Genomic DNA, 14249 nt, shown 5'->3' with positions numbered 1-14249 from the left:
GCGTTAGGCGCGCAAGAGAATATCTTTTTTAGGTCACACCTATCACCGCGCCGTAACGCACCGCCGCATAACATTAATTGCACCACAATATATTTGCCAACAAGTATCAATCAAAGATGTGAATATGATAAATGATTTGAGTCTTATATTCCTAAGTAAGTAAATTTTGACACTCACCTAAATGAGTATTTATTCCCCTATTAAAATTCTGTTTTTAGCAGCCGATCCTAGCGATGAATCTCGGTTGCGTTTGGGGCAAGAAGTACGAGATATTAAAGGAAGATTGCGAATAGCGAAGGAAGCAGATAAATACCAATTAGAACAGCGAGAGTCAGTACGGGTTAGTGATATAACCCAAGCAATATTTGATTTTGAACCACAGATTATTCATTTTTCAGGACATGGAACCAGTCAGGGAGAACTTTGTTTTGAAGATGAAATAGGTATAGCAAAACCTGTGGAAGCTGATGCTTTAGCTGCAATATTTGAATTGTTAGCATCTCAAGTTAATTGCGTGATTTTAAATGCTTGTCATTCTGAAATTCAGGCGCAAGCGATCGCGAAACATATTCCCTTTGCGATCGGGATGAATGACGTAATCGGGGATGAAGCTGCGATCGCATTTTCTGTTGGTTTTTACAAAGCTTTGGGAGCAAATCGTTCCATTGAAGATGCTTACAAGTTTGGTTGTGTCGAAATTAGATTGCAGGGAATTCCGGAGTATCTCAAGCCGGTTATTTACACAAAAAAACCTAGAAAAGAAGTCCTAATTCCAGATAAGCCAAAAGAAACAAAAATAAATAACCCTTTCCTTCCCCTCACAGGAATAGTCAAAGACTCAAAAAAATTCTTTGGTAGAAAACGAGAAATTCGTTGGATATTTGAAACCCTCAACAGTGGAAGCAGCGTAGCGCTGATTGGTAAAAGAGAAATTGGTAAATCTTCTTTACTCTGGGCGATTAGTCAACAAGCAGAAGCAAAATTAACTCCGTCTCGCAAACCAATTTATCTAGACATGAGCCAGGTTTATGACGAAGAAGATTTTTATTTTGCGTTGTGTGACGAGATTGGAATCGATCAATGTAAAGGATTTCGTTTGAATAGGACTTTAACAAAACAAGGTCTTAAATTTTTACTATTGCTTGATGAAATTGAGAAAATGACTTGGGAAGGTTTTACTAATCAGGTCAGGGGACAACTAAGAGGTTTAGCAAATGGGAGAGATGCACCTTTACGTTTAGTTGTTGCTGCTTCTACTTCCTTAGATCGACTTTTCCCCGATAGTCATGAACTGGGGATGGTTTCGCCTTTTCAAAATATTTGTCTTGAGGAAGAAATTGAATTGTGGGATGAAGCAACTGTTAGGGATTTTATTAATGAACGTTTGGGAAATAATCCAATTCGGTTTACAGAAACAGAGATTGCACGAATTATCGAAAGCTGTGGTGGTCATCCCAAAAAAATCATGTATATGTGTAATAAAAATTACGCACGGTATATGGAGGAGATGAAATGAAGGTTTTTTATGACTCTATATGCACCAAAAACCGCCTTGGATTAAAATCCCAGGCTCATAGTCCAATTCTATTCAAATGGACTGAAGATTTTTTAAGCCCTCTTCAGAGGACTTTGGCTATTAGCCCGGAAATTAATTTCTGGGCAAGATTTTGGTTTGGCGAAGAATAGCGGAGAACCACAAATGTCCCAAGAAACTCCCGTACCCCGTCTAGATTTAGCGCCAAAACTCAAGCGCCCTCTCTCTCTGTGGAATCCTTTAGATTATTTGCGTCTGTTGTATTGGGTATTTTATTTTCCCCAAGCTTTGCGGTGGTATGTGAATACTTTTGGGGGTGGGTATATTTCTCAAGAAGAGATGAATTGGGAGTTGCTCAAGCAGAATACTGTTCGGCGTAATTTATTTCTTCAAGGGTTGGTATTAACAGTTTTAATTCCATTGGTTTTAAGCGGAATCTTGCAGGAGAGCATCGGTGTTTCTATTGAATGGCTGATGGTAGCTTTTGGCATATTTTTTGGCATCTTTTTTGGCGTATTTTTTGGCGTATTTTTTGGCATCTTTTCTGCTACGGCTTTTGGAGTAGCTTTGGGTATGGTGGATGGTGTGGGTTTTAGTGGTGTGGCTTTTGGTCTGACTTTGAGCGTAGTTTTTGGTATAGCATTGAGCGTATCCGATGATATGGATTTAGGGGCAAATTTTTATATAGCTTTTATTGTAGTTTTTAGCGTGGCTTTTGGCATTTTTGCCGTACCTTTTGGGGTGGCGGTTCTGCGTCTAGAAAGTTGGTTGATTGGCTTATCCTTCAATCTCCCATATCTTCAAAAATATAGCTTGCTTTTTTTACCTGTTACTTCTCTACCCTTACCTTATCTTTCTGTTCGTTTAAAAAAATGGTTACAACAGGATTGGGAAGCAGGTTTACATAATGCTAACCAGCTGCTTGCTTACACCCTACAATTTATTCCTGTTGTCAAAGCTGTTAATCAAGTACTCAACAAAATACCTGCAGAACAAATCATTTATCGTGTAGCCCAGTTAGCAGGAAAACCTTTCGACTGGAATTTAGTGCGTTTTGTATCTGCTGATTTGAGTGAAAAACTTAAGTCAGAAGCTATTAGAAGTATATTTTTCCTACTTCCTAGCTGGAAGCAAAGTTTACAGAATCGTTTCCCAATAGAAACCCGTTTAGATACCCCAGCCCGTGCAACAGCTGCTGGTTTTTGGTATCTCCACGAAAAAGAACCAGCTGAAGCACAGAAAGCTTTTGCAGTAGTACGTTCTCTCCTTTATGGGGAGGAAATGTATGCCCTCAGCCACAATCTTGCAATATTTCATGAGGTTAAGAATTTTGATGATATTACCAATATTCCTGTAGAGACTTTGCATGCAACGTTTCTAGAATTATCACAAGATCCAACATTTTTACAATCATCTGAGCAAGCTCTTTTACGCGCAACAACTTGGCAAGCAATTTCTAGATTGCATCGTGTTGTTGAAGATATCCAATTGATACAGCGCAGTGTATCCCGTGCAACACGTGCTTTTGCTCTCAACCGCGCCCAAGGAGAACTCACTAATATCCTCAACAATTCCGAAACCTTACCCCAAGCAGAACGGGGACTCATCATTGATATCGCGCAAACTTGGCAAAAAGCTTTACTACAAATTGCTGGTGAAGTTGGGGAAATTTCTATCACCAAGCCTGTCCGCAATCCCTATATTATCGGCGATCCAGTTTTAGGCGATCGCTTTGTGGGAAGAGAAGACGTAATGAGACAACTAGAAGAACTTTGGGTGATGGGGGAGCAATTGCAGTCTGTGGTAATTTACGGTCACAGGCGCATGGGTAAAACTTCCATCTTGCGGAATGCTGCTAGCTCTGTAGGTTCGGGTGTAAAAGTCGCCTACGTCAACATGTTAAATGCTGGCAACATTTCTGAGGGAGTAGGTGAAGTTTTGATGGCGATATGTGATGCTGTTTCTGAAGTGGTAAATATTTCCCCCCCAGATGATGACAAGTTACTGCAAATTCCCTACCGTACCTTTGAACGTTATTTAAAACAAACCGTAGAGACGTTGCATGCAACGTCTCTACAAGGTTTAATTATTGCTTTAGACGAATTTGAGAAAATTGAAGAACTGATAGAAGCGGGAGAAATACCCCAAGACTTTATGGGTTATTTACGGGGATTAGTGCAAATGAATTCCCAGGTAGCTTTTGCTTTTGCTGGTTTGCACACCTTGGAGGAGATGACAGCAGATTATTTTCAGCCTTTCTTCGCCAGTGTAATTCCCATCCACGTTGGTTTCATGGAACGCGCAGCAACTAGGCAAATTTTAGCGAACCCGGTACAAGATGTAGAGACGTTACATGTAACGTCTCCGCATGCAACGTCTCTACAGGAAGATTTTCCCCTAGATTACACGACGGAAGCCCTAGATAAAATCTACGATTTAACCCACGGACAACCATATTTAGTTCAGTTGATCGGGTTCCAGCTTGTTCGTCGCTACAATGACCAAGTATTTGAAATGGGACGCAAGCGCGATCCAATTTTTACTGTGGAAGAAGTTGAAGCTGTCGTCAACGATCTTCAATTCTTCAAACGGGGACGCTATTACTTTGATGGAGTTTGGAGTCAAGCAGCGCAAGGTACTGATGGGCAACAAATGGTACTAAAAATCTTAGCGCCTCATCCCAGAGGATTAAATTGTAGAAACATTACATGTAGAGACGTTGCATGCAACGTCTCTACAGAGAATATTGATGAGGAAAGTGTACAAGAAGCCCTCAACACCCTTAAACGTCATGATGTAATTCAAGAAACCGAAGGGCGTTGGTATATTATCGTAGAGCTATTCCGCCGCTGGGTTTTGCAATTACAGTTAGCTTAGTAGTACAAATGAACTTAAATAGTGTTATCCTGTGTAAAGATTGCATAGGGGTAGTAAGAGATATGTTTCATTACTGTACGCCACAACTACCAGTAAAAGATGTGGTCAAAACCCAGGAATATTATCGGGACGTTTTAGGATTCAAAATTGATTGGCTGTGGGAAGATAATTTTGGCTGTGTTTCTAATGGCAAAGTACAGTTATTTTTCTGCAAAAACGAAAATCCGATTGTTGGATGCTGTTGCTATTTAGACGCAGAAGATGTTGAAGCTGTTTATGAAAAATACAAACAGAATGGTGCAAATATAGTTCACGGACTAGAATTTCAACCTTGGGGAATGCATGAATTTGTAATTCAAGATATTGATGGACATTTCCATAGGATAGGACAGGAAACAACAGAATTACCGCAAGCTTGCACAATGGAATTAGCTAGTTAATAGCGATAGTTTAAGATTTAAAAGAGTCTCATTTACGACATACTTTTCTACTGTATCCTTGAGATAATCATAGGTGAGGAGTTCAGATTTGCCATAAGAATAAGATGGTGTGGTGTATCTGGCAAAAATTTAGGTAAATAAAAATGAGCGATACAGTAGAAACAAATAAAACACCAACATTTCCCAAAATCAAACTAATTCTTATTGGTGTCAGCGCAACCATTGTAACTGGCGCTGCAATTTATGGTATCGGTTGGTGGCAAGGACGGTCCCACGTTTCTGTGAATAATGAAGAAATAACAGAAGAAATCAAGTCCGTTCGACAGGAATTACAGCAAACTCAAAATCAACTCGAAGCAGTAAGAAATTACGGTTATTTGATGCAAGCACGGGCTGCATTGTATCATTCCGCAGTTGATTTAGACCAACGTAATTTTGGTACAGCAAATACTCGTTTACAAGAAGCGTCTACTGCTTTAGGTGAAGTTAAAGATAATAGCGGTACTTTAGATATCAATAAAATATCTTCATTGCAAAAGAATATTTCTCAAACCAATATTAATGTTGCAGTCAACTTACAAAAACAACGGCGACAAATTTTAAAACATGTCAATCAATTAAATAGTTTAATTCCTGAAGAAACACCAATTAATAATCCTACTTCTGAAGAAAAAACTGAAAAGTAAATGATCGCATTTATGCTTTAGCACCACATATTTACGCTTTAGCACCACACACATTTATAACTATAGATTTTGTATAACTATAGATTTTATGCGTACTTACAATAACTCCCAACATGAAGAATTCTTAGTGGAGTTAGTAAATAATTTGCTGCTTGTTTTTTTTATTCGCATCAGAAACTAGGAAGTAGTTAAAAAAAAATTCCAAAAAAATAATTCATCAATTTTTTTAATCTTTAGGGACATACGGAAGTGTGTTCCTGTTTACTCATAAATCATTTTGCTTCCAAACTCACAAACTGAAAGACATAGTTCAAAATCTTTAAAAATAGTGAAGAATTAGGCAAATTCCTGGATAACGCTCGCAATAAATTGTAGTTAAGTAGATTCATGAGGATAAAACCTCTACTATTTTTGAACACTAGTTATAAATAACACTTACAACATTACATCTTAAAATGAGTGAATCGCCTTTGTTTCGTTGGCTGAAATCTGTAAATGTTTTGCTATTCTTTTTTCTTGGTTTAATAATGCTAGTCGTATTTGGTTATGCCGGCTATCGCATTTTCGGAGATATTTCTCGAGAACGTAACGTCTATAACTCAGTAAGACAAGAGCAAACAAGTGACGTCGAAGTCAAAGTGAGCTTGACTAATTTCGAACCACTTAGTGGAACTCCTTACCTAATCTCACCAATCGGTTCTCAACAAAACTATCGCCACTCATACTACGATAAAAGCACAAATAGCATTCGTAATTATTTATTTTTCAATGGTAACGATAAGTCCGCCAAAAAATTATTAACAAAAAATGATTTTTTATTCCTTAATGCAAACAATGTGGTAGAACGAAATACACAAACAAAAATTAATAAAGTAAACGGAATTTGGTACACATTAGTTACAGAAGACACTAACAATGATAGACGTTTAGACTCTCGCGACAAAAAAACAATTGCAGTTTCTGATGTTTCTGGAAATGGTTATACTGAAGTAATAAAGAAAGTTGATAGAGTAATTGGGAGCCATCAAAAAAACCAAAATACTGTATTAGTTTTTTATGAATCAGGTGGAAAAAATATTTTTTCTGAAATTGATGTTGTTCAGCGTAAATTAGTAACAGAGCAAAATTTACCTGCTCTAGACTAAAGTTGATGATGGGAAGGGGTAATTGCTAATTGCGATTAAAAATCTAAAATCCCGTATCAAAAATTGAAATGACACTTCCTGCACTTCCCAAATCTTGGGAACATATATTAGTCGAAGAACTGAAAAAACCTTATTTTCAGCAACTTCAAAATTTTTTAGCCGAAGAACGAGAAACCCAGACTATTTTTCCTGCAGAGGAAGATATATTTTCAGCTTTTGAACTGACACCTTACGAAAATGTCAATGTGCTGTTACTGGGACAAGACCCTTACCACAATCACAATCAAGCTCATGGACTTTGCTTTTCCGTCAAGCCCGGAATAAAACCACCCCCATCATTGGTTAATATCTTCAAAGAGCTTCATTCTGACTTGGCGGTTCCGACTCCGGAACATGGATTTCTTGTTACTTGGGCAAAACAAGGTATCCTGATGTTAAATGCTGTTTTAACAGTGCGAGCGCATTCACCTAATTCTCATAAAAATAAGGGCTGGGAAAAGTTTACCGATGCTGCGATCGCAAAAGTTAATGAAAAACCAGATCCAGTTGTATTCGTTCTATGGGGTGGATACGCCAAAAAGAAACTTAAATTGATTGACACAAACCGACATATAGTGATTCAATCAGCGCACCCTTCACCGCTTTCTGCACGTAATGGTTTCTTTGGTAGTAAACCCTTTTCAGCAATTAATCAGGCTTTATTGCAGTTAGGTAAGCCAGAAATTAATTGGAAAGTATCAAATATTAATACTAAAAATCAATTAAATATTTAATCTATTAGTTAACAGTTCACTGCAGAAACTCTGACTGCCATATGAAAATTTTATATTGCTATGTCTTTGCTAACGGTACATAGGCTTGCTGCAATAGCTTGAAAAATAATATATAGCACTACGTAGTTAGGTTGACACATTTATGAATGCGAAAACCTATGACTTGCACATAGCACCATAACTTATTTTCAGAGGTATTTGAGATGATAAATTGTTTCCCTGCAAAGATTATCAATTCTCATCTTAAGCTTTTTAAGGAACTATTTTCTCTATGGTGACTCTTGTTAGCTAAATCAATGAAAATGGAAGTAATTTTATTCTATTAGAGATTCTCATCCTTTTTCTTTAGCTGATATCAACTTATTTTGTTTATTCATTAATAGCACGCAAGATATATGTTGGGAAGAACACTTTTTGTATTAACCTGAGTTCAGTTATATCAAAAAATAGATTGGAATCATTATTTTTGGGGTTTGCTTTTTTAAGACTTAATTTTTTGGAATTTATCTTTTTGGACTTTAAGTTTTTGGAGTTTTATTCAAGAGGTTTTAATGAAAAAAATAATCTCCACCACATTATTACTTACCTCCTTTTACCTTGTTGGTTGTCAGGGCATTCGCAACCACTCTTGGGATAATAGGGTTGTCAGCCCTGAGCCTGAGCCAATAGCTTCCACTACAGATAGTTCGTTCTCAGCACCCAAAACTGATATTGTCCAGAAAACTATAGATGGAAAACCAAAAGTTGCAACCATCAGAAGCATGATTCAGGGAGATCTAAAATGTTACGTTAGCATTCTGGATGAGGGAGGAATGAAGCAAGAATTGGGTGCAGTCTTCGATATCTGCGCCCAAGGAGAAAAGTTCTTGTCGAAAAAAGTTAATTTGACTTATGAAACAGTTAAAGTTAACGACTGCGAGAGTAATGAACCCTGTGGTAAGACCAAAGAGGAATCTTTAATTACCAAAATGGATATTTTGCCTAATGCTGCGACACAAAGCAAAAATATTCCTGATTTTGTGACTTTCACTAATGGTCAGTGGACGATCGCGATCGGCGGTCAAGACTCTTGGGACGGTATGAATGATACTGGTAATCTTACTTATTATGGATGTAATTCTGGGGGAAGATGTATCAGATTAAGGGGTGGTAAAGTTAATTGTCGTGAGGGAGAATGCACGATTCTTTGGAAAAATAGCGATCGAGATTATGTTGTCAAAGGCAGAATTAATTTAGAAAATGGTCATCATTCTGTTTCTCCATCAACATTAATAGTTCGTCAGAACAATAAAGTTATTGCCACAGCACAAGGCTTAAGACCTTTAAAATAACTTATTTAGGGTGGTTTTTGTTCGTTTTTAAGATTCCTAAGATTTTAAGTTTGACTTTAATTTTTTCATTTAATTATTTCACTTATTAGTGTTCGTGTTGTATTTGAAAATCAGTTATCAGTTATGAGTTAATGCGCAATACCTATAGCTGCGCTACCTACGGATCCGGTACGCTTACGCTAGGAACGCGCACACTATGGCTATAGCTGCGCTACCTACGGAGCCGCTACCTACCGATCCGCTAACAGTTTATGGCTGACGCCACGCCCTTACGGGCTACAGTTATCAGTTACCCATTACTTATTACTTATTACTTATTACTTATTACTTATTACTTATTACTTTTCAAACTCCCAATAATTGTCTGATAATAGGTAAAACAACAACAGCATTCTCTTCACTAAATTCACTGTTGTCTGTTGTCACAGATTTATTTTTACCAGTAATTCCCCTTTTGACCCGCTCGCCCATTTGACGGCGTTCTGATTGTGTGAACGTTGCAAAAGTACGTCTCAATAGTGGTAGTAAATTAATAAAAATTTCTTCAGGTAATTGAGTTACCCAATCATCAATAACCTGCCAAAGATTATCGTCATGTAATACCAATAAACCGCTACCCTTAAGAAAACCTTCCACCCATGCAGCCGCTTGGGGTGGTTCTGTGGCTACTGACAGTGCTAAACCCATCCTACGTGCAGATTCGCTCGCTTCAAACACATCAGCATCAAGTAACAAACGACAGCAACGTCCGGCTATTAAACCATGTAAATTTGGGTTGTCAACCATTTGAACTAAAACTTGTTGCCAAGAATTAACATGCTCTTGATTTTGCAATATACTGATAGCACCGTTAACCTTGATTAGATTCTCATACATTGCAACTGCTGCATCATCGTCCAAAGAACTGCAAGCAGCAGGTAAACCAATACAAATTCTCGCAACTAAGCCATCCACTACGTGCACAATGGTAGTCGTGTCTGTTTGACGTACGTTTCCATAACGCATCACATTTGCCAACGGCGGTAACGCAGCCATTAAATGAGTTACATCACTGGCCAAAGCTGCAGCATTTTCTAAACAAGACATCAAGTGATTAACAGCATCTGGTAAGTCAGACAAAATAACTTTATCTAACAATTTTGTGAGCGCAGGTAACTCTTCAGCATTATTTGCTGTATCGCAAGCTTTTGCAGCAGCAGCATCGCGAATTGTGTTACCCCAAATTCCAGCTTCAATTAAGTTAACTGCAAATTCCGGATGCCAAATTAAATTCCAATATTCATGAAAAGTACCTTTCTTACCGTAACTTTTTTGAAATTTTCCCCAAGGAATATCCAGTAAATTCAGACGATGGAGTAGGTGCGATCGCGCCAGATCGTTTTCTTTGCGTAGATCTAAATCGTAATTCTTCTCAGTAGGTTGAGGTGGTATTCGCAAGCGTTTTTGTTGGCGAGTTAGGTCTTTTTGTAACGGTACCATCGGTGTGTCTTCTGGGACTTTACCCAGACATTCCCCGACAATTAACTTGTCGTGAATTAGTTGCATCGGTAAATTACTACCGAAACATAAAACTGTTTGTGTAGCCTCATTTAACTCCGGTAAGCCAGGTAAAGGACGATCTCGCAAAGCCGCCAAAGACTCTGCTAAGCGCACCGCTTCAATCACATGTGCAGAAGAAGCATCTAAGTCTTGTTCTCGCAACAATCGTGCAACCCGCGTCATCCAACTAATTGTCACATTTACATTTGAAGATTGGGAATTGCTATTTTCCTTAGTTCCGCCTTGCCAAAGATGATGATACCAACCAGGAGATTCTATCCCTGCACCATAGCCACTACTGTAAGCCAAGCGTCCGTAAGTCCAGGGGATCCAAGTTACTTCCACCTTTATTTTCGGTAATTCTTTCAGTAAAGTGGTATCTTCTTTTGCAGGGGGCATAGATGAAAGTGCGGGGGCATGCCAAGCACCACAAACTACAGCAATACGTTCAAAACCTGATTTCTGGGCTTGGCGGATAGTTTTGCGCATATATGCTTCGCGCTTTGCTTCCATCGGGTCTTGGGAAGGTGGTAATTCTTGGCGTACAGCTATCATGGCTTCCAAAATTGCTGCGAATAGATCGACGCTATTGCTGCGAGTCTCTACCATATGCTCCCACCAATGTTCGCCATCGCTGTAACCTGCAGCTTCTGCGAGTAAGGACAAGGGATCAGGAGGAATTTGAAGTTGATTTAAATCGAGGTGATCGGGATCGATTTGATGTGAATCTAGCTTTTCTAATTCTTCATTGTCCAGTCCTTCAGGGGATGGAGATTCTGGTTGTAATTCTTCCCTTTTAGCTTTCAACGCCAAACGATGGGTTTGGGGTAAGTCCATAAACCGCACGGGGATATTGTTACTTAAACCATGCTGGATTGCTTGCCATTCTGGAGAAAATATAGCAAAGGGGTAGTAAACACTTTCTTGAGGTAGATCGGGTTGATAAATTAATAATGCTACCGGAGGTTCCATTGCAGATGAAGCGACTAATGGTATTAAAGGTTCTGCATCCGGTGGACCTTCAATGAGGATGGTATCTGGTTGGAGTTCTTCTAATGCTTGACGCAGGCTACGTGCAGAACCGGAACCGTGATGGCGGATACCGAAGACGTGGATAGTCATAATTTTTCCAAAATGATTCGTAATTCGTAATCAACCGCATCCTGACGGAAGAAAGTACTTTGTAGTTTGTCATTGATAACCCAATAATCGCAACAAGTTATGGCATTTCAAATAATTTGCAATTTTTCTTTTGGTCAAAAATATCAGTTGCTTGTTGTTAAATATAATCATCCATCTTCCAAGGCTATTTTCCCTAACCTAAATCAATCTTTTACCTGCAAAGCATATTTTTTAAAACGTTCTAAATCGGCTTGAAGAGTTGATTCAACAATTCTCCCCAAAATTAGATTATCCATTATTTTGCCCAATACTCCAGGAATGGCATAAGCAATAGTGAGTTTGATGATGCTACTATTTTTGCGATCGTAGAATCTTACAGTTGCGCGATTTGGTAGACCATCAACTGATTCGCATTGAATAATTTGATGGGTAATTACTTTAATAATCCGAGTTTTCCAAGTAAACTCAAAAGTACCGCTACGAAGTTTCCATAACGATATGCCTGGATTATCTGCGGATATTTTCACCGAATCAATCCACTTCATCCAGCTTGTCATTTGCTCCAGATCCGACCACAAATCCCAAATTAGATCCATTGGAGCGTCAACTTCAATCTGTCCACTATGTTCTAGCCAGTTTGACATTATTTTTTGACTGATATTTATTGATACGAGCAGGTAATATAAATAAATTTAATTTGTAAATCGCCACTCATTAATAATATGGAGACGCTTCACCGAAACGTCTCGATTGATTACTAATTTAAATTATTCTGTGTCTTCAAAGCATATTCCCGAAACCGCTCTAAATCTGCTTGAATCGTTGATTCTACAATTCTTCCCAAAAATAAGTTATCCATTATTCTGCCCACAATACCGGGAATATCATAAGCAACAGTCAGTTTAACAATACTGCTTTCCTTGCGATCGTAAAAACGAATAGCCCCCCGATTGGGTAAACCATCGACAGATTCCCACTGAATAATTTGATTCTTAATAACTTTGATAATCCGAGACTTCCAAGTAAATTCAAAACCACTACTACTGAGTGTCCATAAAGATATATCTGGATCGTCTTCCGGTATTTTCACAGAATCAATCCACTTCATCCAACGTGGCATTTGCTCTAAGTCCGACCACAGACCCCAAACTAAATCAATTGGAGCATCAACCTCAACCTGCACGCTATGCTCTAGCCAGTCCGACATTCTTTGTATCCTTTATGTCTATAATGCTACCGCATGATGCAATCAATGTTCAGCCCATAAGGCAGAGCCTGCGGTGTCGGCAAAGCCTTATCTGGCAAAGTTCTTCCTCGGAAAAACCCTTAAGAAAACTATTGCTTCACAGTTTCCAAAATCACTTTTGCTGCGCGTCTACCAGAAAGTGTAGCTCCTTCCATGCTATCGATATAGTCCTGCTGCGTATAACTTCCTGCTAAAAAGAAATTTGCAACTGGTGTTTTCTGGTCGGGACGATAAATATCCATTCCCGGAGCTTCCCGATACAAGGACTGGGCTAATTTCACCACATTGTACCAAGTCATGTTCAGTTCCCGTGAAGATGGGAATAATTCATGCACTTGCTTGAGGACATGTTGAGCAATTTCTTCATTGCTCTTCTTAATAAAAGGGTCTCCTGGGGTTAAAACCAACTGTAACAGGGAACCCTGACCTTGACGGTAATAATCACTCGGACTGGTCAAAGCTAAATCCGCAAAACAAGAAAAATCAGCATCCGGTGTATAAAGTAAATTATCAATTCCTGCTGCATGTTCTAATTGCTTGCGTTTTTGGGGATCTTTAAGTTCACTGACCCAACCATCAAATCGCAATTGCACCGTTGCAACTGGTACTGCATCTAGTTTATATATATTGTCAAACTCCGACCAACGACGCCATTGGGAAGGTAAAAGTCTTTTAATTCCCGGTACATCACAAGCTGCAACATAAACGTCAGCAGTCACAGTTTCCTCTGTTTCGCCATTCGCTACAACCAAACCAGTGACTTGGGTTGTTCCTTCTTTTTCAACAAACTTAATTTCTCGTATCTGTTGACGCGTATAAATTTTCGTATTTCTCGTTTCGAGATATTTAACTAGAGGTTTAAGCAGATATTCATGGGGAGAACCTTCTAGCATCCGTAACTTGGAAGCTTCAGTTCTAACTGCAAATAGTTGAAAAATCGTCAGCATACATCGAGCCGACATATTTTCACAATCAATAAAACCCAAAGCATAAGCAATGGGATCCCACATCCGCTTAATACTACTGTTATTACCACCATGGGAGCGAAACCAGTCAGCAAAACTAATTTTATCCAGGTCTCGGATATTTTTCATCGCACCTTGAAAGTCCACTAAACCTCGGACTACGGGACTTGTAGCCAAAGCCATGGAGTTTCTTACCTTGTCCAATAACGAAAGTTGAGAAGTGGTAAAAAATGCTTTCAAGCCATTAAAAGGTGCACCAGTGATAAAACGAAAATCTAATTCTCCGGTTTTTCCACCCTTATTAATAAAAGTATGGGTATGTTCCTTAATGCGAAGATGCTCTACCGCTCCGACTTTTTCCATTAACTCAAATAGTTGGTAATAGCATCCAAAAAAAACGTGCAACCCCATTTCTATGTGGTTACCATCTTTATCAACCCAACTTCCAACTTTTCCACCCACAAAAGGACGTGATTCAAAAATACTGACCTCACACCCTGCATCAACTAAATCCATTGCAGTTACTAGTCCTGCTAGTCCTGCACCTACTATTGCAACACGCATTCAATCTTTAATTACTCAGTTTCTTTA

General features: G+C 38.7%; 11 protein-coding genes. 7 read left to right on the top strand and 4 right to left on the bottom strand.

The genetic code is table 11. The features are described 5' to 3' along the window. Positions 1-181: 181 nt before the first annotated feature. The 7 genes from BC008_RS24175 to BC008_RS24145 all read left to right on the top strand — a co-directional run bounded on the left by BC008_RS24175 (position 182) and on the right by BC008_RS24145 (position 8786). Positions 182-1516 carry a CHAT domain-containing protein gene (locus BC008_RS24175; RefSeq protein WP_027842836.1) on the top strand — a complete coding sequence of 445 codons (1335 nt, stop codon included), beginning with the start codon at positions 182-184 and terminating at the stop codon, positions 1514-1516. Positions 1517-1699: 183 nt separating this feature from the next. Further along, the gene (locus BC008_RS24170; RefSeq protein WP_027842837.1) at positions 1700-4411 is read left to right on the top strand and encodes an ATP-binding protein; all 2712 of its coding nucleotides are present in this window, start codon (positions 1700-1702) and stop codon (positions 4409-4411) included. A gap of 62 nt (positions 4412-4473) precedes the next feature. After that, positions 4474-4851, top strand: coding sequence for a bleomycin resistance protein (locus tag BC008_RS24165; RefSeq protein ID WP_036265210.1), 378 nt, complete (start codon positions 4474-4476; stop codon positions 4849-4851). Between the two features lie 143 nt (positions 4852-4994). Next, on the top strand, positions 4995-5537 hold the full coding sequence (locus BC008_RS24160) for a BRO1 domain-containing protein (protein WP_027842839.1): 543 nt from the start codon (positions 4995-4997) through the stop codon (positions 5535-5537). Positions 5538-5992: 455 nt separating this feature from the next. Next, the gene (locus BC008_RS24155) at positions 5993-6682 is read left to right on the top strand and encodes a hypothetical protein (protein WP_036265211.1); all 690 of its coding nucleotides are present in this window, start codon (positions 5993-5995) and stop codon (positions 6680-6682) included. A 68-nt stretch (positions 6683-6750) separates the two neighbouring features. After that, positions 6751-7455 carry a uracil-DNA glycosylase gene (locus BC008_RS24150; RefSeq protein ID WP_027842841.1) on the top strand — a complete coding sequence of 235 codons (705 nt, stop codon included), beginning with the start codon at positions 6751-6753 and terminating at the stop codon, positions 7453-7455. Positions 7456-8006: 551 nt separating this feature from the next. Further along, on the top strand, positions 8007-8786 hold the full coding sequence (locus tag BC008_RS24145) for a hypothetical protein (protein ID WP_027842842.1): 780 nt from the start codon (positions 8007-8009) through the stop codon (positions 8784-8786). 345 nt (positions 8787-9131) lie between these two features. On the opposite strand, the gene BC008_RS24140 is transcribed toward BC008_RS24145, so the two are convergent. From BC008_RS24140 to zds, 4 genes are all read right to left on the bottom strand, one after another. After that, the gene (locus tag BC008_RS24140) at positions 9132-11447 is read right to left on the bottom strand and encodes a DUF5682 family protein (protein WP_027842843.1); all 2316 of its coding nucleotides are present in this window, start codon (positions 11445-11447) and stop codon (positions 9132-9134) included. A 203-nt stretch (positions 11448-11650) separates the two neighbouring features. Further along, positions 11651-12091: an SRPBCC family protein gene (locus BC008_RS24135; RefSeq protein WP_027842844.1), complete on the bottom strand. Its 441-nt coding sequence runs from the start codon at positions 12089-12091 to the stop codon at positions 11651-11653. Between the two features lie 113 nt (positions 12092-12204). After that, positions 12205-12654 (bottom strand): SRPBCC family protein, encoded by a 450-nt coding sequence (locus BC008_RS24130; RefSeq protein WP_027842845.1) that lies wholly within the window; start codon positions 12652-12654, stop codon positions 12205-12207. A 128-nt stretch (positions 12655-12782) separates the two neighbouring features. After that, entirely contained in the window at positions 12783-14222 is a 1440-nt protein-coding gene (gene zds, locus BC008_RS24125) for a 9,9'-di-cis-zeta-carotene desaturase (RefSeq protein ID WP_027842846.1), read from the bottom strand. Positions 14223-14249 lie beyond the last annotated feature (27 nt).

The sequence above is a fragment of the Mastigocoleus testarum BC008 genome (assembly GCF_001456025.1).
Taxonomy (GTDB): domain Bacteria; phylum Cyanobacteriota; class Cyanobacteriia; order Cyanobacteriales; family Nostocaceae; genus Mastigocoleus; species Mastigocoleus testarum.
The sequence above is the reverse complement of the archived record's forward strand: the minus strand, read 5'-3'. Positions and strand labels throughout refer to the sequence as shown.

Coding starts and splice junctions, on each gene's coding strand:
- BC008_RS24140 (WP_027842843.1), bottom strand. CDS start 11,447: ATGACTATCCACGTCTTCGGTATCCGCCATCACGGTTCCGGTTCTGCA.
- BC008_RS24155 (WP_036265211.1), top strand. CDS start 5,993: ATGAGTGAATCGCCTTTGTTTCGTTGGCTGAAATCTGTAAATGTTTTG.
- zds (WP_027842846.1), bottom strand. CDS start 14,222: ATGCGTGTTGCAATAGTAGGTGCAGGACTAGCAGGACTAGTAACTGCA.
- BC008_RS24145 (WP_027842842.1), top strand. CDS start 8,007: ATGAAAAAAATAATCTCCACCACATTATTACTTACCTCCTTTTACCTT.
- BC008_RS24135 (WP_027842844.1), bottom strand. CDS start 12,091: ATGTCAAACTGGCTAGAACATAGTGGACAGATTGAAGTTGACGCTCCA.
- BC008_RS24160 (WP_027842839.1), top strand. CDS start 4,995: ATGAGCGATACAGTAGAAACAAATAAAACACCAACATTTCCCAAAATC.
- BC008_RS24130 (WP_027842845.1), bottom strand. CDS start 12,654: ATGTCGGACTGGCTAGAGCATAGCGTGCAGGTTGAGGTTGATGCTCCA.
- BC008_RS24170 (WP_027842837.1), top strand. CDS start 1,700: ATGTCCCAAGAAACTCCCGTACCCCGTCTAGATTTAGCGCCAAAACTC.
- BC008_RS24150 (WP_027842841.1), top strand. CDS start 6,751: ATGACACTTCCTGCACTTCCCAAATCTTGGGAACATATATTAGTCGAA.
- BC008_RS24165 (WP_036265210.1), top strand. CDS start 4,474: ATGTTTCATTACTGTACGCCACAACTACCAGTAAAAGATGTGGTCAAA.
- BC008_RS24175 (WP_027842836.1), top strand. CDS start 182: ATGAGTATTTATTCCCCTATTAAAATTCTGTTTTTAGCAGCCGATCCT.